General features: G+C 57.6%; 19 protein-coding genes. 10 read left to right on the top strand and 9 right to left on the bottom strand.

All coding sequences use genetic code 11. The annotated features are described in order from the left end of the window. Positions 1-2: 2 nt before the first annotated feature. The 4 genes from LA5095_RS10020 to LA5095_RS10005 all read right to left on the bottom strand — a co-directional run bounded on the left by LA5095_RS10020 (position 3) and on the right by LA5095_RS10005 (position 3,702). Positions 3-743 carry a TenA family protein gene (locus LA5095_RS10020; protein WP_055114565.1) on the bottom strand — a complete coding sequence of 247 codons (741 nt, stop codon included), beginning with the start codon at positions 741-743 and terminating at the stop codon, positions 3-5. Between the two features lie 259 nt (positions 744-1,002). Next, a complete protein-coding gene (locus LA5095_RS10015) occupies positions 1,003-2,037 on the bottom strand; it encodes an aspartate-semialdehyde dehydrogenase (protein WP_055114550.1) in 1,035 nt (344 codons plus the stop codon). A gap of 107 nt (positions 2,038-2,144) precedes the next feature. Beyond that, complete coding sequence (locus tag LA5095_RS10010) at positions 2,145-2,402, bottom strand: hypothetical protein (protein ID WP_055114549.1); 258 nt, start codon at positions 2,400-2,402, stop codon at positions 2,145-2,147. A gap of 217 nt (positions 2,403-2,619) precedes the next feature. Further along, positions 2,620-3,702 carry a pyridoxal-phosphate dependent enzyme gene (locus LA5095_RS10005; protein WP_055114547.1) on the bottom strand — a complete coding sequence of 361 codons (1,083 nt, stop codon included), beginning with the start codon at positions 3,700-3,702 and terminating at the stop codon, positions 2,620-2,622. Positions 3,703-3,853: 151 nt separating this feature from the next. Between LA5095_RS10005 and LA5095_RS10000 the strand changes: the two genes are divergently transcribed. Together LA5095_RS10000 and LA5095_RS09995 are read left to right on the top strand one after the other, a co-directional pair. Next, positions 3,854-4,186: an ArsR/SmtB family transcription factor gene (locus tag LA5095_RS10000; protein WP_055114545.1), complete on the top strand. Its 333-nt coding sequence runs from the start codon at positions 3,854-3,856 to the stop codon at positions 4,184-4,186. Between the two features lie 22 nt (positions 4,187-4,208). Continuing rightward, positions 4,209-4,709: an arsenate reductase ArsC gene (locus LA5095_RS09995; RefSeq protein ID WP_055115531.1), complete on the top strand. Its 501-nt coding sequence runs from the start codon at positions 4,209-4,211 to the stop codon at positions 4,707-4,709. An 8-nt stretch (positions 4,710-4,717) separates the two neighbouring features. On the opposite strand, the gene LA5095_RS09990 is transcribed toward LA5095_RS09995, so the two are convergent. Then, positions 4,718-5,917: a multidrug effflux MFS transporter gene (locus LA5095_RS09990; RefSeq protein WP_055114543.1), complete on the bottom strand. Its 1,200-nt coding sequence runs from the start codon at positions 5,915-5,917 to the stop codon at positions 4,718-4,720. 229 nt (positions 5,918-6,146) lie between these two features. Here LA5095_RS09990 and LA5095_RS09985 point away from each other — a divergent pair, with 229 nt between their 5' ends. Beyond that, complete coding sequence (locus tag LA5095_RS09985) at positions 6,147-8,366, top strand: esterase-like activity of phytase family protein (protein ID WP_055114541.1); 2,220 nt, start codon at positions 6,147-6,149, stop codon at positions 8,364-8,366. 84 nt (positions 8,367-8,450) lie between these two features. On the opposite strand, the gene LA5095_RS09980 is transcribed toward LA5095_RS09985, so the two are convergent. Next, the gene (locus LA5095_RS09980; RefSeq protein WP_055114539.1) at positions 8,451-8,945 is read right to left on the bottom strand and encodes a cytochrome b; all 495 of its coding nucleotides are present in this window, start codon (positions 8,943-8,945) and stop codon (positions 8,451-8,453) included. Then, a complete protein-coding gene (locus tag LA5095_RS09975; protein WP_082442470.1) occupies positions 8,945-9,352 on the bottom strand; it encodes an antibiotic biosynthesis monooxygenase family protein in 408 nt (135 codons plus the stop codon). Before LA5095_RS09975 ends, LA5095_RS09980 begins: the two co-directional genes overlap by 1 nt. Positions 9,353-9,869: 517 nt before the next feature. Here LA5095_RS09975 and LA5095_RS09965 point away from each other — a divergent pair. Next, positions 9,870-11,762 carry a methyl-accepting chemotaxis protein gene (locus LA5095_RS09965; RefSeq protein ID WP_055114535.1) on the top strand — a complete coding sequence of 631 codons (1,893 nt, stop codon included), beginning with the start codon at positions 9,870-9,872 and terminating at the stop codon, positions 11,760-11,762. 96 nt (positions 11,763-11,858) lie between these two features. On the opposite strand, the gene LA5095_RS09960 is transcribed toward LA5095_RS09965, so the two are convergent. Further along, complete coding sequence (locus LA5095_RS09960; protein WP_055114534.1) at positions 11,859-12,731, bottom strand: LysR family transcriptional regulator; 873 nt, start codon at positions 12,729-12,731, stop codon at positions 11,859-11,861. A 104-nt stretch (positions 12,732-12,835) separates the two neighbouring features. Between LA5095_RS09960 and LA5095_RS09955 the strand changes: the two genes are divergently transcribed. The 6 genes from LA5095_RS09955 (at position 12,836) to LA5095_RS09930 (ending at position 20,493) form a co-directional block, all read left to right on the top strand. Next, complete coding sequence (locus tag LA5095_RS09955) at positions 12,836-14,281, top strand: aldehyde dehydrogenase family protein (RefSeq protein ID WP_055115527.1); 1,446 nt, start codon at positions 12,836-12,838, stop codon at positions 14,279-14,281. Next, positions 14,281-15,258 (top strand): membrane dipeptidase, encoded by a 978-nt coding sequence (locus LA5095_RS09950; RefSeq protein WP_055114532.1) that lies wholly within the window; start codon positions 14,281-14,283, stop codon positions 15,256-15,258. The genes LA5095_RS09955 and LA5095_RS09950 overlap by 1 nt, the downstream gene beginning before the upstream one ends. Then, positions 15,255-16,940, top strand: coding sequence for a hypothetical protein (locus LA5095_RS09945; RefSeq protein ID WP_208992636.1), 1,686 nt, complete (start codon positions 15,255-15,257; stop codon positions 16,938-16,940). Before LA5095_RS09950 ends, LA5095_RS09945 begins: the two co-directional genes overlap by 4 nt. Next, positions 16,937-17,563 (top strand): DUF3726 domain-containing protein, encoded by a 627-nt coding sequence (locus tag LA5095_RS09940; protein ID WP_055114528.1) that lies wholly within the window; start codon positions 16,937-16,939, stop codon positions 17,561-17,563. The genes LA5095_RS09945 and LA5095_RS09940 overlap by 4 nt, the downstream gene beginning before the upstream one ends. 9 nt (positions 17,564-17,572) lie before the next feature. Further along, positions 17,573-18,586, top strand: a complete 1,014-nt coding sequence (locus LA5095_RS09935; RefSeq protein WP_235808767.1) for an Ldh family oxidoreductase — start codon at positions 17,573-17,575, stop codon at positions 18,584-18,586. 80 nt (positions 18,587-18,666) lie between these two features. After that, complete coding sequence (locus tag LA5095_RS09930) at positions 18,667-20,493, top strand: BCCT family transporter (RefSeq protein WP_055114526.1); 1,827 nt, start codon at positions 18,667-18,669, stop codon at positions 20,491-20,493. A 59-nt stretch (positions 20,494-20,552) separates the two neighbouring features. Here LA5095_RS09930 and LA5095_RS09925 read toward each other — a convergent pair whose 3' ends face one another. Then, a complete protein-coding gene (locus LA5095_RS09925; RefSeq protein ID WP_055114524.1) occupies positions 20,553-20,942 on the bottom strand; it encodes a VOC family protein in 390 nt (129 codons plus the stop codon).

The raw sequence follows: 20,942 nt of genomic DNA, 5'->3' as shown, positions 1-20,942 counted from the left end.
CGTTACCGCCGTTGCGGATCATCAAAAGCAGCCGGGAGTTCGCCTGTCCATGCGGCTTCAAAAAACGCGTCTTCCAGCATGCTCATCCGGGTGAAGAGTTCAGCGAGTGTTTCCTGTTTCAAAGGCGACAGCGCAGGGCCGATCTCATCGAGTTCAGCGCGGATCCAATCAACAAAGTCTTCGAAACCGGAAACGGCGTGAAGGTCTATCCATTCGGCGAGGTAGAATTTCTCCGGTCGGGGCTTTTGTGCCTCGCGCCGACCCCATGTCAGGTAACACCATTCGGCGCAGAGCAGGCAAGTGAGCCCTTCGGCATAGGATCCCTTGCCTGAAGACGTCAGGAGCAGATCGGCAAATGCACGCGTGACCGGTCCTTGCGCGGCGGTTTCATAGGTCTCGGCCGGGACGCCAAGAGCGTCGAAGGACCGCAGGAAATAATCATTTTCCTCCGACGTGAGCAGGGCGAGGAATGCAGACAGTCGCGACTTTGCCCGCATGTTCGGCGCTTTGGCGACCAGGTAACCAAGTGTCGAAGCAAGATCCGTGATGAACGTGTAATCCTCGATCAGATAGCGAGCGTATGCTTCGTCCGGCATGGATCCGTCACCAATCGCGCGTGTGAATGCGTGATTGGTCGCGCTGGTCCAATAAGGTTCCGCACGTGTTGCAATCCAGTCGGTGAACCGGGCGCCGGGTGCCGATGCCGAAAAGTTCTGAAAGGAGCTGTCAATCGAGGCATGCATTCGGGAATCGCGCTCCTGAAATCACGGATAAAGATTGGGCAGATTGTTGATGGGACGATCAGAAAGTCCGGCAATCACTGACAATACGGGCGCACCCGGCATGCGGGACCGAGGGTTCGTATCGGTGCCTGAATATCGTGCTTGGAACCGGCAATCCACCCATCAACGCCTTGCCGGGTTCCGACACCAAGAAGATCGTGAGAAACCGGACCTGTTCGGAATGAAGAAACGGGCGCTGGAAAGCGCCCGCCAGGATCGATCAGGCTGCGGCCTTCTTGGGAGTTATCAGGCCGCGATTGACCAGAACTTCAGCGATCTGGACAGTATTGAGAGCCGCTCCCTTGCGAAGATTGTCGGAGACGACCCACAGGTTCAGGCCATTTTCAACGGTGGCATCTTCACGGATACGCGAGATATAGGTCGCGTCCTCGCCGGCGCTTTCATACGGCGTGATGTAGCCACCGTCTTCCTGCTTGTCGATCACGAGACAGCCCGGAGCCTCCCGCAGGATGTTGCGAGCCTCGTCTGCTGTAATCTCGTTTTCGAACTCGAGGTTGATGCTTTCGGAATGGCCGATGAACACCGGAACGCGAACGGCGGTGCAGGTTACCTTGATGGCCGGATCCAGCATCTTCTTGGTTTCGGCGAGCACCTTCCATTCTTCCTTGGTGTAGCCGTCTTCCATGAAGCTGTCGATGTGCGGGATGACGTTGAAGGCGATGCGCTTGGTGAACTTGTCCGGTTCGATCGGATCGTTCACAAAAATGGCCCTCGTCTGGTTGAACAGCTCTTCCATCGCGTCCTTGCCACCACCAGACACCGACTGGTAGGTCGAAACGACGACGCGCTTGATCCTGGCGTGATCGTGCAGCGGCTTGAGTGCCACCACGAGCTGGGCTGTTGAGCAATTCGGATTGGCGATGATGTTCTTTTTGGTGAAGCCGGTGATGGCGTCCGCATTGACTTCCGGAACGATCAGAGGCACGTCCGCGTCATAACGCCAGGCAGAGGAGTTGTCGATGACAACACAGCCCTTTGCGCCGATCCTCGGCGACCACTCCTTGGAAACAGTACCTCCGGCTGACATCAGGCAAATGTCGGTGTCGGAGAAATCGTAATTCTCCAGAGCCTGAACCTTCAGTGTCCTGTCGCCGAATGAAACTTCCGTTCCTTGCGAGCGACGGGACGCCAGGGCGACAACCTCGTCTGCCGGAAAGCCGCGCTCGTCGAGAATGTCAAGCATCTCGCGGCCGACATTGCCGGTAGCGCCTGCAACTGCGATCTTGAAACCCATTTCTGACTTGTCCTTGTCCGTCTCCCCGCTTCACCGGCTACCCGGGGAAACGGGCTCGCCGGCTCCTGGCGCCTCCCATCCCCGGGGAGGCGGGATGAGCGGCACCGTCAAGCGGTGGTTTTGGTTGTCTTGGTTGTGCGTTTGAATGCGGTTGCGGCAGCCGACCGGGTCTCGCCGCGCAGAAATGTAGCGCTGGCAAGGGCCATGGACATCATATCCAGAATGTCGGCTTTCAGCCGGTTCATCAGGTGCTCGCAATCGTCAAAACTTGAGACGGCGGTGTTTTTGCCCGGAATCCCGTCGAAGTCAACAAGGAATACAATGAATTCGATCGATTGATGCTCGCATTGTCGCATGAAATCCATGAACGACATGCTTGAACCCGGGATTGAACGGGCACTCGGGGCTGTTTGCCCTGGCGGTTATTCCCGCAAGCATCCTGTGCCGCACAAGGGTATTGCCTGAATCGACCACCGGCTTGCCATGTGGCTGTTCGAGGCCGGCGACGCATGGTGTCACGGCCAGTTGTGTGCCCAGACTGTGGTCAGCTTCTCTCGAGAATTGGTTTCGGGGAGATCCTTATCAGCCTTGTTCGGGACCTTCGGAGAGGTAGCACAGGACCCTGGACCCGGAGGTCAGGCCAAGTTCATCGAACTGGCCGCGTGCGTGATGAAGCGCGGACAGGCCGGCGGCTCCCGACGGCGTTGTATAAAGGTCATGGTCTTTCAACCAGGACACCGTCTCCTCTGCTTCCCTGTCGGTTATCGTCGCAAAACGGTTTGCCTGCCTGGCCAGGTATTTCAGTGCCAGATGCGATGGTTCCTTGCAGTCCAGGCGGCCCATGGTTGAAACCGGACCGGGTGCATTCACCGGCTTGCCAGCCGCAATGCTGGCCTGAAGGGCGGGGGCTGCCTCCGGCTCGACGATCGTGATCGTGACATCATTGCCCCAGCTTGCGCGCGCGCTCAATGCGCAGGCTGCGGCCAGACCGCCAACACCGGCCTGCAGAAACACATGTGTCGGCGGCTCGGGTATCTGACATTCAATTTCTTCGCCCATGATCAGATATCCTTCCATCACGTCCCGTCCGGGGTCGGTCATCCCGGGCCACGTGCTGTCAGACAGGAGTTGCCAGCCATGTTCCAAAGCCTGACGTTCCGCTTCCGCCATGCTGGTTTCGTAAATCGCACCAGCCCGGACTACCCTTGCGCCTCGGCCCCGCAACCGGTCAGCGAAAGCCTCCGGCACCGTTTCGGCGACGAAGACGACGGCTTCGGCACCGAACATGCGCGCACCCTCGGCAAGGGAAAGTCCGTGGTTGCCCGCGCTTGCACAGACGAATGTTGTGCCGTGAAGCGCCGTTGCGGGATCACTTGTCTCGCCCGCCTCGATTTTTGCAAATGCGCGCTTCGCAATGGCATAGGCTGCGCCAAGTGCCTTGAAACTTCCCAGTCCAAGACGATTTCGCTCGTCCTTCACGTAAAGGGCGCCGACCCCAAGCTCCAAGGCAAGTTCGGAGAGGTTCAACAGCGGAGAGGGTTCAATTCCCGTAACGTCGGCAAAGAACTCCCGCTCCGGGCCCGGTGATTGCGAAATACTGCCGGCCGCGAATCCCGGTGTGTTTTCAAGTCCTCTACCGAGCCAATTGTTCGCGAATGTTTTCATGATTTCCCTTCCGTCGTCCGACAGCGCAGATCAACAGTTCGGACGCAGGAAAACAAGCCTGTTTGCGCAATGAGGGATCCGGATACCGAAAGTTCGATCAAATGGCGATTCTTTGCTTGCTGTCCGCAAAAGAATCAATATATCATGATTTATGGATATAAATGAAGCTTTGAGTGCCTTCGGTGCGCTCAGCCAAAAGACACGTCTGGATGTTTTCCGGCTTCTGATTAATGCAGGTCCGGAAGGCATGAGCGCGGGTGATATCGGTGAAGCGCTGGGTGTTCGCCAAAACACCATGTCGGCCAACCTGTCTGTTCTCCTGCAGGCCGGGCTGGTTCGAAACGAACGTGAGGGACGCTCGATCCGCTACTACGCGGATATGGATGGAACGAAAGAATTGCTGACTTATCTTGTGGCCGATTGCTGCGGTGGCCACCCTGAACTCTGCGCGCAGGTGATGGAGGCCATTGCCTGCCGGAAATAGCGAATAGTACCTGGAGGGAATGATGTCCAACGAAGTCTTTAATGTCCTCTTTCTGTGTACCGGAAACTCGGCGCGGTCAATCATGGCAGAAGCGATATTGAACCGGGATGGGAAAGGACGTTTCAAGGCCTATTCTGCTGGATCGAACCCTGCCGGCTTCGTCCGGCCGGAAGCATTAACGCTCTTGGAGAAACTCAATTTCAAGACTGAAGACTTCCGTTCAAAGGACTGGTCCGAGTTTGCCGGGCCTGGGGCACCTGAAATGGATTTCGTCTTCACCGTCTGCGACAATGCAGCGAAGGAAACATGTCCTGTCTGGCCGGGACAGCCGATGTCGGCACACTGGGGCGTTCCTGATCCGGTGTTGGCCAAAGGCAACGAAACCGAAAAACGATTGGCCTTCAACGAGACATTCCGCATGCTCAACAACCGGATCGCAATTTTCATCAGTTTGCCGATGTCCTCGCTCGACAAATTGTCGCTCAAGGAAAGACTGGACGAAATCGGAAAATCCTCCGCCTGAGGACGTCCTCAGGCGGGAGCATTGCCTTCCTGTTGCGGACGCAGCGTCAACAGAGCCAATACAAAGGCAATGAAGGCGCAGGTTGCAACAGCGCCGACCAGCGGCAAGGCGGTGCGGTCAAAGAACGGGCTGCAGATCAGAATCATGAGGCCGCCGGCAACCATCTGAAATGTTCCACCAAGCGACGATGCCATGCCGGCGTGTTCTCCGTGCTCCTCCAGAGCCATGACCATTGTCGGAGCGATGACCAGTCCGAGGCACGAATTGCCAAGGAAAAACATGGCCATCAGTACCGGCAGATCATCGAGACCCAGCCAGACGAGCGCAAATAGCGTCGAGGTTGCCGCGGCAAATCCGCAGACCGCCCAGAATGCAACACGGCCCATACCGTATTTTTGACCGAGATCGGCCGCGAATTGCGAGGCGGCGAAAAAGCCTACTGCATTGACGGCGAACACCAGGCTGAATTCCGTCGGCGTCAGGGCGTACTGGGTCATGTACACCATGGGCGCTGAGGCGATGAAGACGAAGAAGCTGGCCAGCGCGAAACCACCGATCATCGTCAGGCCCAGGAACCTTGCATCTTTCATCAGGTAGACGGTGCTGCGCAGCAAGGCGGCTGCATTTATCGGGCTGCGCCGGTCCGCGGGAAGTGTTTCGGGAAGCCGGAGCGCTGTCAGGACCATTGCGAGCAAGGCGATCAGCGCGAGGGCGCCGAAGATCATGCGCCAGCTTGCAAGGGAAATGATGAAACTGCCGGTCAGGGGCGCAAGCAGCGGCGAAATGCTGATTACGAGCATCACCAGAGCCATGAGCCTCGTCGCCTGCGTGCCTGTATGCAGGTCCCGGACCACCGCGCGCACGATCACCATCGGTGCAGCAGCCCCGAGTGCCTGCACGAAGCGACCAAGGGTCAGCATGGAAATGTCAGTCGCCATGGCACAGATAACGGAACCGGCAATGAAGACCACGAGCCCTACGAAAATGGGCGGTCTGCGGCCGAGCCAGTCCGCGATCGGTCCGTAAATGAGCTGTGCGAGACCGAAGGCAATGAAATAGACCGTGAAGGTCATGTGTGCTCCGGCGTCATCCGTATTCAGATCCTGAACGATCTGGGGTGTCGCCGGAAGATAGAGATCAATGGCGAAAGGACCAACGGCGGCAAGCAGCCCCAGCACCAGGGCGGCGCGGACAAATCCGATCTGCATGAGAATATCCGAAATAGAGAAGCGCGCGTTTTGCGCGAGAAAATGCAAGGGTTGCAACGTGAGAGAATTCCGGTGTCTTGTCCAGCTTTTTCTGGAAACCTCACCCTGGAAACGCTGCATATCTTATTCGTGAGCTTGTCACACAACCTTCATGCGATTGTCACTTTTTCTGTAATGAGGCCAACTAGTTTTCGCGCACCTCAACCCAAAACATATGGGAGCTAGTGCAATGTCGGACCCTCGCGGACGTTTTCTGAAAAGCGTCAGCCTTGCTGTTCTGTGCGGTCTTGGTGCCGTGTCAGCAGCGCAGGCGGAGTTTTTCGAGCGGATCAATACCTACCCGGTTTACAAGACCCTGCCGGACGGTGTCGACCAGGCGACCGAGACGGTAGCCGAAATCATTTCTGCATCGAAGGACGGCCGCACGCTGGCGTTCACCGACAGTCCCGGTGAGGCGATCGTCTTCGTCAACGCGGGCAACCCGCTGAACATTCAACCGATCGGGCGGGTCGATCTCGGTGGTGAGCCGACATCCGTCGCTGTTGGTGAAAAGGCCGCCTATGCCGGGGTCAACACCAGCGAGGACTATGTCAATGCATCCGGCCATCTGGCCGTGATCGGGCTTGATGGCATGGACGTCATTGCCAGATGCGACACCAACGGCCAGCCTGACAGCGTTGCCATTTCGGCGGATGGCAAATATGCCGCGATCGCGATCGAGAACGAGCGCGATGAAGACCTGAATGACGGTGTCATGCCGCAGATGCCCGCCGGCCACCTTGCGATCTTCGATCTTGACGGCAATGGCGCGCCGACCAATTGCGATGCGGTGCGCCTTGTCGACCTGACAGGTCTTGCCGGAACCGCGCCGTCAGATCCGGAGCCGGAATTCGTTTCCATCAACTCCAGAAACGAGGCGGTCGTGACGCTGCAGGAAAACAACCATCTTGCGGTAGTCGACCTTGCCACGGGCAAAGTTGTCGCTGACTTTTCCGCCGGTGTTGCGACGGCGGAAAATGTTCCTGTCAAGAAATCCCGGATGAGCGATGCGTCCGGGAGCAGCGAGAACGTTCCACGCGAACCTGATGCGGTTGCCTGGATCGATGACGAGCGTTTCGTAACAGCCAATGAGGGCGACTACGAAGGCGGTTCGCGCGGCTTTACGATCTGGAGTGCCAGGGGCGACGTTCTGTTCGACAGCGGCAACCAGATGGAGCATCTGGGCATGTCACACGGACATTACCCGGCAAAGCGTGCCCACAAGAAGGGAACAGAGCCGGAAGGTGTTGCTGTCGGCAAATTCGGCGGCGAGACCCTGATATTCGTCAACTCGGAGCGGGGCAACTTTGTTGCCGTGTACAGGGACACGGGAAGTGAGCCGGAATTCGTCCAGTTCCTGCCGACCCATGTCGGCCCGGAAGGATTGCTTGCCATCCCGGAACGCGATCTCTTCCTGGTCGCCAACGAAGTTGACAGCGCGGAAGACAATGTTCGCTCGCATATCACGCTCTACAAGTTCGGCGCTGAATCTCCGGCATATCCGTCCGTCGTTTCCGACATGGATCCGGAAAAGGGAGCCCCGATCGGCTGGGGTGCGATCTCGGCGCTGGCTGCCGATCCGTCCGACGCCAACAAGCTCTACGCGGTGAACGACAGTTTCTATGACGACGGCCGGATATACACCCTGGACATTTCCGCCAAACCGGCAAGGATCACCTCTTACACCACCGTGACCGGCTTCAATCAGGAGAGACTGGATCTGGAAGGCATTGCAGTCGCACGGGACGGCGGGTTCTGGCTGGCCTCGGAAGGACATCCGAAGAACGAACGTGGCCATCTTCTTTTGAAAGTCGACGCCGATGGCGCAGTTCAGGAAGAAATCACGTTGCCGCAGAGCCTGATCGACCAGCAGAAGCGGTTTTCGTTCGAAGGGGTTGCTGAATTCGAAATGGACGGACAGAACCTCGTTGCCGTCGCTGTCCAGCGGGAATGGAACGATGATCCGAAGGGTCACACCAAGATCGGGATCTACAACCCCGCCGACAAGTCCTGGGGTTTCGTCCACTATCCGCTCGACGCGCCGAAGAGTGCTGCCGGTGGCTGGGTCGGATTGTCCGAAATCGTCTCGCTCGGTGACGGCCGGTTCGCCATCCTTGAGCGCGACAACAAGGGTGGCGAAGATGCCGCAATCAAGCAGGTCACCGTTGTTTCGCTGGAAGGCATCACACCGGCCGCACACGGCGAAACTCTTCCGATCCTCAAGAAACGACTTGCGATGGATATACTTCCTGCCCTGGCGCAAGGAAAAGGCTGGGTCCAGGACAAGCCTGAAGGCCTTGCGGTGACTGCGGGCGGTCGTCTGATCCTGGTTACCGACAATGACGGCGTCGATGATGCTCCGGGCGAAACCCAGCTGATCGATCTCGGACCTGCATCACGGCTGAACTAGACCAACGGCGCCTCATCCAGAAACTGAAAACAAGCCCGGCTGTTCCGTCAGCCGGGCTTGGCACTTTTTAACCGCTGACGCCTGTCATGAGGGGCTTTTTGCATTGGTCTTCCGGAAATGCCAGATCGCTGCCCCAACGTGAAGCGCGGTCAGTGCAGCAAGCAGCAACGCGGCCATGTGATGCAGATTGCGAGGCGGCAGATCCTGAAAGGCGACAAGACCCTGAAGTGTCCCCTCCCGTATAGACGGGAAAGCTCCTGAAAATGCGATCATGCCAGCCCCACTTGCCAGCAGGGCGAGCGGAACCAGACGCAGAAGTCCGTGCACAATCCTGCTGACCACCTTCTGAAGCCGCGAGGAAACCGGATAAATGGGTTGCGGTGCGCCGCGTTTGAACCAGATCAGGACGCGGAGCAGCGTCAGCAGGCCGGCAGCGATGCCGCATCCCAAATGAGCTTGCAGAAGGGCAAGGGAAAACGGTTCAGTCCTCGTCATAGCGAAGCCGGAGGCAAGCGCTGCCAGAACAAGCACCGCGATTACCCAGTGCATCAGCCGGTCCTGCCTGAAGTTTCCCGACATTACTCGGTTTCCTCATCTGTCCGGATAACCCGATAGAGAGCTGCATGGAAAACAGTATTCCGGGCATCCGTGTCCGGATTGGTTTCGCGCATCTTGCCGATAGCTGCCTGGAAGGCTTCGGGGCTTTCCCAGATGGCAATGTTGATCAACTGAAATCTGGCATCCGGTGCAAGTGCCCGGTGCAGCCGCGTTGAAATGTACCCGGGCTGCTGACGAAGGAAGTCACGTGACTTTTCCCAGAATTCGACAGTCTTGTCGATCTGGTCCGCGGGGACCTCAAAGACATTTATCAAGGTGACAGGTTCGTTTGTTTTGAGATCAGCGGCTATTGCGGCTGTTCCCGCGAAAAAGCCGGCAAGGATCAACAGGGCCAGAATGAAAGATTTGAAGTCCGGGAATTTCGGCATGCGTCGCTCCATAATATAGCAAGCTATTAATATTATATAGTATGCTATTTAACCAGTTTGCAAGAGACGGCCTTTGAAAATATTTCCCGCCCGATGTTTCGCCACCTGAGTGTGCCTTTGGTAAGGGATGACCAGGCCACTCGCGGGGCAAGCGGAGAGGATGGCCGCGAAAATCAGGTCCTTCAGGCCCAAGAGGTGAGTCACATGAACGAGCCTCTCTCCCGGGAAGTGTCCTGTAGCAATGCGCCTCGGCCTGTTGAATTCGTCGTAACTGGAAGAGCAGGGATTTCCGGACAATTGGGGGGCGAAATCTCCGGGTCGCAGAACGCAGCAGCTGACACAAAATCGGAAAAGTGGCCAGACCCTGTTCCTGAGTACACTCAATCGCCAAACTGACTGAACGAATTCAACAATTTAGATTCGAAGTTCATCATTTGGTGGTCCCGTTTCGAATTTATTGGGAATTTCGACCTAGGTTTTCTCTCAATTCGTTCCAAAGCGATTCGGGAGACATCCATTGACCATCCGCAAGAGACTGTTCATCCTGGTGATCGTTCTGACGGTGCCGATTGTCGCCTGTGCGGGCTGGATTATCCAATCGGCCTACAAGGACCTGGCGCGTGACAGTGCAAAACTTGAGGGCCTTCCAGCTCTTCAGGCTGTGTGGGCCGATGCCGTGATGGCGGATGGCACCTTGCCGAACGACGTATTGGCTGCCTATCCCGCCTGCGCTCCCGATGAGCAGGCAAAAACACCTGCGAAGAAGCTCACCCAGGCCAATCGACTGATCAATTGCATTGGTGACAAGTCCGGCGTTCGTGCGAACCGGTCTCAGGAAGCGAACCTCCTTGCAGAACTCGTCTCGGGACAACTTTCGGATCTTGTGGTTCGGGTCAGTGCCGTTGTCCGCAACAGCGAAAATGTTGCCGCTAAGACCGAACTCAGCCATTCCGACACGATGTCGGTTCTTGTTGGCGCCGGTCAGTTCAAAGTACTCGCGGACCAGATCAGCAGCCTGACCAGAACAGAAATGCATGAAGGAGCAGAAGGTGATGAAACGCCATTCGGCAAGGCAGGGAAGGCTTTCCGGCAGGCGAATGGCGGTTTCCAGGGAGAACTTGCAAGCGTTGCCCGCGACGTCGGGCAGGGCGCAGACGGCACGGCGCTTGATCTGACCCCTTTGCAAGATCGTTTCGGTGCCTTTCTTGCTGCCATGAACGACCTGCAGCAGGTCAGTTTGGCGGATCTTGAAACACGGCTTCAGGCAATGGTCACAGAAGCCAAGACCCGGATGTGGGGAGTTGCCGGGGCCCTCGGTATTGTCTTTGCGTTTGCATTTGCCGTTGCCTGGCACTTCAGCAAATCGATCCTTTATTGCATCCATTCCTTGAACTGCGGCATCCGGAAGCTTGCGGATTCCGACGGTCTGGAAACCGACCTGCCTTTTTCTTACGGCCACACCGAGATTTCGGATATCGCCCGGGCGGTTGGATATTATCGCGATCGCACGATCGAACTGACACGCGAGAGGCAGCAGCTCGAGGGACAGGCCGCTGCCGAACGACAGGAACGGGTCGACGATCTGATCGAAGGTTTCAGATGCCGCATGACGGACCTGCTTGCAGAAGTCGACGGGGCCCTTGCACACATGAAAAACACCTCCGGATCCCTGGAAGACATTGCCCAGAATGCCGATAAATGCGCGCAGGACACCGCCGTCGCATCGTCCGGCGCATCGGAAAATGTTGACGCCGTTGCAGAAGCCTCTGAAATCCTGGCAAACGACATAACTGCCATCAGCAGGCGCGCGCAGGAGGCCACTGACATCGCGCAGGCGGCAAATCAGAATGCGGCGACTGCAAATGCCGAGATCGAAAGCCTGGCGGAAATATCCAGGTCGATCGGGGAGATCGTGTCCCTAATCAGTGCAATTGCAGATCAGACCAATCTCCTGGCGCTCAATGCCACGATCGAGGCGGCCCGCGCGGGCGACGCGGGCAAGGGCTTCGAAGTTGTTGCCGGTGAAGTCAAGACGCTTGCCGGTCAGACCGCGTCGGCCACCGAACAGATCACCGGCCAGGTCGTACTGGTTCAGGAGCGGACGGGTCGCGTCGTGGAGGCAATTGAAAAAATTATCGCCGATATCGGCGAAGTGACCGGATGCACCACGCAGATTGCCGAGGATCTTGAAAACCGGCGACAGTCTACCGACGCCATCAAGGGCAATGTTCTGGAAGCAGCGGACCAGACCCGGTCTGTCGTGGGGGACATGGACCAGGTGAAGGAAATTGCGCAGCAATCGAGCTCGGCTGCCGCAGACATGGGTAGCCGGACAAGCGAAGTTGTGAAGAGTACAGAGGATCTGCGAACGGAAATCAGGGTTTTCCTGAGCGACGTTGCCGCGGCTTGACGCCTCGTATTCACACAACGACCAGGAGACGGAAACGCGTACATTCTGTATGATCTGCGCAGAATTTCGCAAATCGCGGGTCGCGTCTTTTGGTTCTCAGAGCAATTCGGTTCTCAAGATGAAATTGCTGCACTCTTCTGTCAGTTCCCTGAACCGCGAACGTTCCCGGATGTAGAGAAAAACTTCCCGTTTGTCCGGCAGGTCCGAAATTTCGCGAAACGCGGTCGATTCAGGAATGAAGCGCGCGACCGTTTGAGGCAGGACGGTAACCCAGGCACCGGTTCTGACCATCGTGATCAGTGAATGTGTGTTGTGGATGGTTACGTCGGTATTTGCCACAGCGGTCAGGAACCGGGGTGTTCTAATCAGTTCACACAGGGCATTTGCGACGAACGGAGCGGCGACGACATCGGCAATCGTCAATGGCTCGGCCTTCAGCATCAACGGATGATCGGCAGCGCTGACAAGACCAAACTGGTCTTCAAAGAGCGGGACGGCCTTGATACCGTTCAACGGGTGATACCCCGACGCAATTCCGATGTCGGCCTTGCCTTGCGTCATGGCGTCCAGCACCTGTTGTGTGTCGGTATCCCTGAGTTCGACCTTCAGGCCGGGAAATTTACGGGTCATGTGTTCGAGAACGAGCGGAAACAGCAGGGCGGCGACTGATGGTACGGACACAATCCGGATCAGTCCCTGAACGGCATTCGCGGCTGCTTCTATGCTCTGTACTGCCTGATCGAACTGGCGCACCTGTTTGAGTGCCAATTCAAACACCTGTTCTCCCAGAGGTGACAGCCGGTTTTTGCGCTCACCTTCGAACAGTCTCTTGCCCAAATGATCTTCAAGCTGCTTGAGCGTCATTGAAACCGCAGACTGAGTGCGTCCGAGTCGGTCTGCAGCTTCAACAAGACTGCCTGTCTGGGCCACCGTGCAAAAGCACCGGAGCATTTCAATCTTGACGGCCATTCTTCAGTTTTTCTGAAATAGAGTTAAGTTTATTGAGTTTGACTGATATTGTGATTGGTGTCCATCCTGTTTCCATTCTGAATTCTTTGGACCTGGAACCTGTTGTGACGAAATTGAACCTGATTGCCGGCGAATGGCTGGCCGGCGAAAACGAGATCGAAAACCGCAATCCTTCCGACCTGAGCGACCTGATCGGGATGTTCGCGCAGGCAGGTCCGGACCAACTCGACACTACGCTGGATCGTGCCCGGTTAGCGCAAACCGAATGGTCTGCCTATGGCCTGGAGCGGAAGCAGGCTGTGTTGATGAACATCGGCAACGAACTCATGGCGCGTGCCGAAGAACTCGGCACATTGCTGTCGCGAGAGGAAGGCAAGCCTTTCGCGGAAGGCAAAGGCGAAGTCTACCGCGCCGGTCAGTTCTTTACCTACTATGCGGCCGAATGCCTTCGCCAGATCGGTGAAAATGCCGACAGCGTAAGGGACGGTATTGAGGTCGACGTGCGCCGCGAGCCGGTCGGTGTCGTTGCGGTCATCTCTCCCTGGAATTTCCCGACCGCTACGGCTTCCTGGAAGATTGCACCCGCGCTTTGCTATGGAAATGCCGTCGTCTGGAAACCCGCCAACATGACCCCGGCATCGGCGGTCGCGCTGACGGAAATCATCGAGAAGCAGGATATTCCAAAAGGACTGTTCAGCCTTGTGATGGGCGCTGGCCGGTCCATTGGTCAGCGTCTGGTGGAAAGCCCGAAAGTGAATGCCATCACCTTCACCGGCTCTGTCCCGGTCGGCAAGGGGATTGCTTCAGCTGCAATCCAGAACCTGACCAAGGTTCAGATGGAGATGGGTTCCAAGAACGCGCTGGCTGTTCTGGACGACGCTGATCTGGATCTTGCAGCTACCCTGGCCCTTGGAGGCGCTTTCGGTGGAACGGGTCAAAAATGTACCGCCTCCTCCAGACTGATTGTCCACGAAAGCGTGCATGATGCCTTTGTCGACAAGCTGGTTGCCGGGGCCGAGGCCATGAAGGTCGGTCACGCGCTTGAAAAGGGCACCCAGATGGGCCCGGTAGTCAGTGCGGAGCAACTTCAGGAAAACCTCTCCTACGTGGAATTGGGCAAGTCCGAGGGCGCCGAGCTGGCTTGCGGCGGCAAGCGTCTCGAACGGCCGCACGAAGGTTTCTACATGTCCCCGGGGGTGTTTCTCAACACCACCAACGGCATGCGTATCAACCGTGAAGAGATGTTCGCGCCGCTCACCTGCGTCATCAAGGTCGGGAGTTACGATGAGGCGCTTGCGACCGTCAATGACACCAATTTCGGCCTGACATCCGGGATCGTCACGAAGAGCCTTGCCAGGGCCAATCACTTCCGCCGCAATGCACGAACCGGGGTCGTCACCATCAACCTGCCAACAGCAGGCACAGACTATCACGTTCCGTTCGGTGGTCGCGGCGACAGTTCGTATGGACCGCGTGAACAGGGCAAGGCGGCGGCCGAGTTCTACACGACCGTCAAAACCGCCTATATCAGCGCCGGGAGCCCGGACTGATGCGGATCGACGGGCTGCAATATGCCAACTGGTCGGAAAAGATTTTCCGGCAACTGCGCGAAGGTGGCGTGGACGCGGTTCACGTCACGATCGCCTATCACGAGAACTTCCGTGAAACCGTCCTGAATTTCGAAAAATGGAATCGCTGGTTCGAACTGTATCCCGACCTGATCATGAAGGGAGAGTGGGCAGCTGATATCGACGAGGCGCGCCGGACGGACCGGACTGCGATCTTTTTCGGATTTCAAAACCCGTCTCCGATTGAAGATGACATCGGGCTGGTCGAGATCGTGCACACGCTGGGCGCCAGGTTCATGCAGCTGACCTATAACAACCAGTCGCTGCTGGCGACAGGCTGCTATGAAAGCGAAGACACCGGCGTTACCCGTATGGGCCGCGAGGTCATCAAGGAGATGAACCGCGTCGGGCTGGTCGTCGACATGAGTCATTCGGCCGACCGGTCGACAATCGAAGCCGCGGACCTGTCTGAACGACCGATCGCCGTTACGCATGCCAATCCCCATGAATGGGCTCCGGCGCTTCGAAACAAACGGGACTCCGTCATACGCGCAGTCACCGAGAATGGTGGCATGCTTGGATTTTCGGTTTACCCGCATCACCTGAAGGACAAGTCCGACTGCACGCTGCAGAGCTTTTGCGAGATGATCGCTCGAACCGCCGACAAATACGGCGCGCAGCATCTGGGCATCGGTACCGACCTCTGCCAGGACCAGCCGGATAGTGTCGTGGAGTGGATGCGGGTCGGCCGCTGGACCAAGGAAATCGATTATGGCGAGGGCTCGGCGAAAAACCCCGGTTTTCCGCCAATGCCTGACTGGTTCGGCGACAACCGTGATTTCGGCAATATCGAGAACGGACTGCGTTCCGTCGGCATGAACCAGGACGAGATTTCCGGTATCATGGGGGGCAACTGGTACCGCTTCTTCGCCGAAAACTTCGGGAGGAAAAACCGGTGAACACGGGCGGCACGCAAATTCCGCGACGCGATCCCGCAACAGTAATGCGGTTGAAACGTCTTGGCTCCCTGCACCAGTGCCGCCTGAGTTTCATGCGTGTCCTGACCCGCCGAATGGCCGGTGAAGGCTGGGAATTTTCCTGCCCCTTGTTCGATATCGATGAAAATGGCGTCGGACGTGCGGTCTATACAGCGAAAGGTCCGGAGCGGGTCTATTCACTGGTCGCCTTTGCTCATGACCTGCCTGCCGAAAAACGCTCGGATCGGGTGATCGCCGATGCGTGGGATGCCACATTCGCCTTGTTCGACGGTATTCCGACGGAAGCGGACATCAATCGGTTGTCGCAAAACGTTCCATTGCAGGAAGCCGGACGCATCAGCGAATGCGAGTTGTCCCTGTCACGGGCGAACCGCTCGGTCCGGCTGTGGACCCACGTGGTCGACAGTCTTGCAGCCGGCCTGCAGCCCGATCCCGCGCAAATCTCGGCGGTCGGCTACCTGATGCGTACCACCGCTGTCTACGGGTCCGGGAAATTCGGTGCTGCGGACCGGGAAATCATAGCCGCGCGCAGTGAAATGCAGGTGCCGTTTCAGGCGGAAATGCTGTCCGTTTATCTGACCCGAACATTTGTCCGGGACCTGGTGCAGCATATGGCTGATGCAAAAGGCGGCGAACAAGCCGTCTCGCTGGACCCGATCATCGCGCGTCGTCTCGGAATCGGTAACTCGACCGGGTTGGGCATGGCGCCGTTCATCATCAATCACCCTGTCCTTTTCAACAACTGGATGATGGTGCGCGAAGAAGCAATCGCACGGGTGCGCTCGGTCCGGACGGCATTGCCGGAAGACATCGAGACCTTCAGGAATGTTCTGAAACGGACCACCGTTTCCGTCGATCAATGGCGTTCTGAACACCCGGTTCAGCTCGCCAAGCTGGGGCAATTGAAATCCGATCTGCAAAAGCTTTCGCACTATCTCGACGACGCCGATCTGGGCAATGACTACCCCTGGAACAAGCTCGTGGAATGGTCGGAGGTATCGCTCAGCGAGGAAGGGCAGGAATTTGTCGCTTCCCTTGTTCTGGAGCCCTATGGCGAACTCGTCGATCAATTGACCTGTTGCATGGCAGACAGCAATTCAGACGCTTTCAGAATTGATGGGTCAATGAAGGTCGGCGATGTTCGAGCGCTGCTGGAAGACGGTTTCGGCTGGGCATTCGAACTTGACTGGACCGACCCGACCAATTGCGCAAGGGCCTGGTACGTTTCGGAGGAAAAGCTTGAACCTCGCATGGGGGAAAGGTTCGAGGAACCGATCACAGACTATGAGCAGCCCCTGGCGCCGGCACGTGATGCCGCGAAGGCATTTGCCGCACTGAAAGCGTGGGATGCCACGGAACCGATCGCCCGTTTTCTGCTGAACCATCCCGAGCACCGGCACACCATCCGCAGGGCGCAAATGAGCCGGGCCGCGCCGTATGGCGAGATACGCGACAACACGATCAGCGCCACGGTCATGCCCATCGACATGTTACGGGCGAAACTGTCTTTCTTCGGGGCAACCCATTTTGATCCGCGCTCGGACCGGTGGGTGAGAATCTGCATGTATGCCGGGGCACCGTATCCTGAAGACCTTTCACCGGAAACCGCCGATTTGTGGATTTATCCGGAGATCGCCGGATGAGCTATTCCCTCAATGAAATCGAGGCAGCTTCGAAGCGGGCAGCAAGGGGAGCGGGGTACTCCTGGGGGTGCGCCGAAGAAGCTGCCAAAGCCACCCGCTGGCTTTGCGCAAACGGGCAAGACGGTGTGACAATTCTTGCAGGTTTGCTGGATCGGCGGCTGGCTGTCTCGGCAGATCATGCACCGACAGGCCAGGAAGGCGAATGGCGCGCCGATGGCGAGCTGTGCCCGCTGGTTGCGGGCGCCTACCTTTCCGACTGTGCGCATCAACTGGCAAAGGATGCCATCCGCATGCGCCAGGTTGCCGCTCCGTTGGTGATCCTGCCGTTTGCGGCGAATGCTGCCCGTTTCCACAAATGCTGCGTGACTGTCGACATCGACGGTCAGCTCGCGATCACCGACGGGGTTGCCCTGAGCTGCCCCGACGGTATTCCAGCTCAGGCGGAAGAACTGACGGTTCGAACCGGCGGAGAACTTGCCGCACGCTGCCGCAGCAAGAGCAGAGCGACACCCGATCCCGACAACTGGGCCAGACTCAATGAGTATGCCTATCGCACTTACGCCCCGGCGACCGATGAATCACGCCTTTTGGGCGCAGGTGCCGGGCTATCCGACAATGACTGAAAAGGTGTCATGATGACCGAAACCCGGACACTTTCACTCGCCGAAATCGAGGACCTGTCCTTTCGCGCGCTGGTTGCCGCTGGCACGTCGGAAGAAAGTGCGCGCGCCCTCGCCCTGGCCACTGCCGCAACCGAGGCAGATGGTGTTGCAAGCCACGGGCTCGCCTATATCCCGATCTACTGTGAACACGTGCGATGCGGCAAGGTCGATGGACAGGCCACGCCCGTGCTGACGCGACCAAAACCGGGTGTCGTTGCGGTCGATGCGGCGACCGGATTTGCCCATGCTGCCATTGATCTGGGTTTCGAAACGCTTGTGCCCGCGACCCGAGAACAGGGTCTGGCGGTTCTGGTGATCAGGAACAGCTACAATTGCGGCGTCCTCGGATACCACACCTATCGTCTGGCGCAGGAGGGACTGGTCGGGCTTGGGTTTACGAATGCGCCGGCATCCATCGCACCATCCGGAGGGGCAAAGCCGGTGGTTGGAACCAATCCGTTTTCTGTAGCTGTGCCCGGTTCCGATGGACAGCCGGCCCTTCTGATCGACCAGAGCGCCAGCACGATCGCGAAAAGCGAAGTGATGAAACACGCACGGGAAGGCAAGCCGATCCCGATCGGCTGGGCGCTCGACGCCGAGGGCAATCCGACAACCGACCCGAATGTCGGCCTCAAGGGGTCGATGGCGCCGTCCGGCGGCTACAAGGGTGTTGGCATCGCGCTTCTGACGGAAATCATGGCTGCTGCACTCACCGGCGCGACGCTGGGAATAAACGCTTCGCCGTTTTCGGGAACCTCCGGTGGCCCACCCAGAACCGGTCAGTGCTTCATCGCGATTGATCCGGCTGCAACCGCTGGCGGTAACTTCGCGTCCACTGTTGCCGAGCTCGTGGAGGCGATCCGTTTTCAGGACGGTGCACATCTGCCGGGCGATGGCCGCAGAACCAAGCGTTTGTCGGCCCGAGGTCATGGAGTTGACGTAAATGCGACAACGCTTTCGAAAATCGAAGCCATATTGGCGTGATGTCGTGCGGCGTAAAAGCCGGGAAGCCGCGAATGAAGCCGCCCGGGCAATCAGGACACGTGTGAACAGGGAGGAAACACATGTCAATCAAACAACCCTTCACTGATCTGCAGATCAAGAAATCTGCGGGTGGATTCTATGAAGGCCATAGCGTCGAGATCGCGATCTTAAGCAAGGCGATCATGGTTGCGCTGGTCATCTGGGCCCTTGTCTGGCCGGCAAACGCGAATGGCGTGCTGGGCAGCCTGAACTGGCAACTGCTGGGAGATTTCAACGGCTTTTACGTGGTAATCGTCGGCTTTTTTTCCTTTTTCCTGCTTGCGATCACCTTACTGCCGCAGACTGGAAGCCGGGTTATGGGCACACCGGGAGAGGCCCCCGAGTTTTCGACATTTTCATGGTTTTCCATGATGTTCGGCGCCGGCCTCGGTGTTGGTCTGATGGTGTTCGCAACTGCAGAGCCACTTGGGCTTTGGGGGTCGAATCCGTTGATTCTGGCTGGTGAAGTCACCGCGAACTCGGAAGAGGCGATCCAATCGGGATATCGCTACACATTCCTCCACTATGGCTTTCATGCCTGGTCGATTTACGTGGTGACCGGTCTGTCTCTTGCCTACTATGCCTATACCCGCAACATGCCGCTGACCATCCGGACGGCTCTGACGCCCTTGTTTGGTCGTCTGATGAACGGCTTCCTGGGTCACGTTGTCGATGTGCTAGGTGTCGTTGCAACGATCCTCGGCGTCTCGGTGACGATCGGTTTCGGTGTGTCCCAGTTTATCGACGGTCTATATGCCATTTCAGGCATGGACTGGATGATGGACATGAGCGGTGATGCACCTGCACCCGGGACAGTGGGGCTGATCACGGGTCTGGTGGTCATCATGGGCCTGTCGATCATATCAGCGGTCTCCGGTGTTGGCCGGGGTGTCAAATACCTGTCCAACCTGAATCTTGTTCTGTCGATCATCCTGCTTCTGACATTCGTCGTGTTCGGGTCATTCCTGTTTGCGATGACCACATACGCAAGTTCGATCGCGGACTACATCATTCACTATGTATCCCTGAGCTTTGGCGCATTCGGTCCGCAGTCCGCGGCAGACTTTGCAGCGGCGTTGCCGCCGGAAGCTGCGCCGTTCGCCGACGCGTTGCGCACAGGTGCCACCAATGCCTGGGGATCGTTCGATGCGTTCAAATCCGGACTGGAAGGCGAGGCGGCAGCATTGCCTGAGAATGTTCTCACAGCGGCCTATGCTGCCGGTGAACCGGGTCGTCAGTTCGGCTGGCAAGCCGGGTGGACAACATTCTACTGGGCCTGGTGGATCGCGTTCTCACCCTTTGTCGGGCTGTTCCTGGCGCGCATCTCAAAGGGACGTTCCGTCCGCGAATTCATTATCGGCTGCGTCATTGCTCCGGCTCTGGTCTGCTTTGCCTGGATGACCATTCTCGGCGGCACTGCCATCGATCTGGAACTGACCGGCGGTGCGGATGGTGCAATCATCGGTGCTTCCAATACGGCGAAACTGTTCGTCACCCTCGGACAAATGCTCTCCGGAGGCTTCCTCAGTGCCATCACCGTAATGTGCGTGGTCCTGATCCTGACCTTCCTGGTTACCTCTGCGGATTCCGGCATCCTCGTGATGAACACGATCATGTCGGGTGGCGAACAGCAGACGGGTATCAAGCACCGGATCGTCTGGGGCGTGATCCTGACACTGGTCATCGGTACCCTGCTGATCGCGGGCAAGACCAATGGCGGAGCCGACCCGATGGAGGCACTGAAAAGCGCCATGATCATCGGGGCGTTGCCGTTCACGATGGTAATGGGGCTGATGTGTGTTGCACTCGCCAAAGCACTCTATCGCGACGGATTGCGTGAAAAGTCCGCGACGGTGGCTGCCGAATAAAAACGTCGGGCAGCCGTTTCAGACGGCTGCCCGAACTTCACTTTCCGGCCAAGACCGGCCTAGTATTTCTCGATCAGATCCCACTTGTTGCCGAACGGGTCCTCAAAGACGGCTACCTTGCCGTAAGGCTCGACGCGTGGCGTTTCCAGAAACGTGACACTTTTTGATTTCATGGCCTGGTGATCCCGGTCGAAGTCGTCCGTATTGAGGAACAAACACACCCGGCCACCGGTCTGATTGCCGATGGCAGCAATCTGTTGGTCATCATCCGCCAGAGCAAGCAGAAGTCGCGTCTCGGTGCTTCCTTTCGGGGCAACAAGAACCCAGCGTTTGTTGGCCGAGAGCTTCGTGTCCTCAACAAGATCAAAGCCGAGTTTTTCGACGTAAAACGAGATGGCTGCGTCGTAGTCAGGGACTACCAGTGTGACGGCGCCGATGATCTGCTTCAT

This window comes from Roseibium album, from assembly GCF_001404515.1.
In the GTDB taxonomy this organism is placed as follows: Bacteria; Pseudomonadota; Alphaproteobacteria; order Rhizobiales; family Stappiaceae; genus Roseibium; species Roseibium album.
The sequence above is the reverse complement of the archived record's forward strand: the minus strand, read 5'-3'. Positions and strand labels throughout refer to the sequence as shown.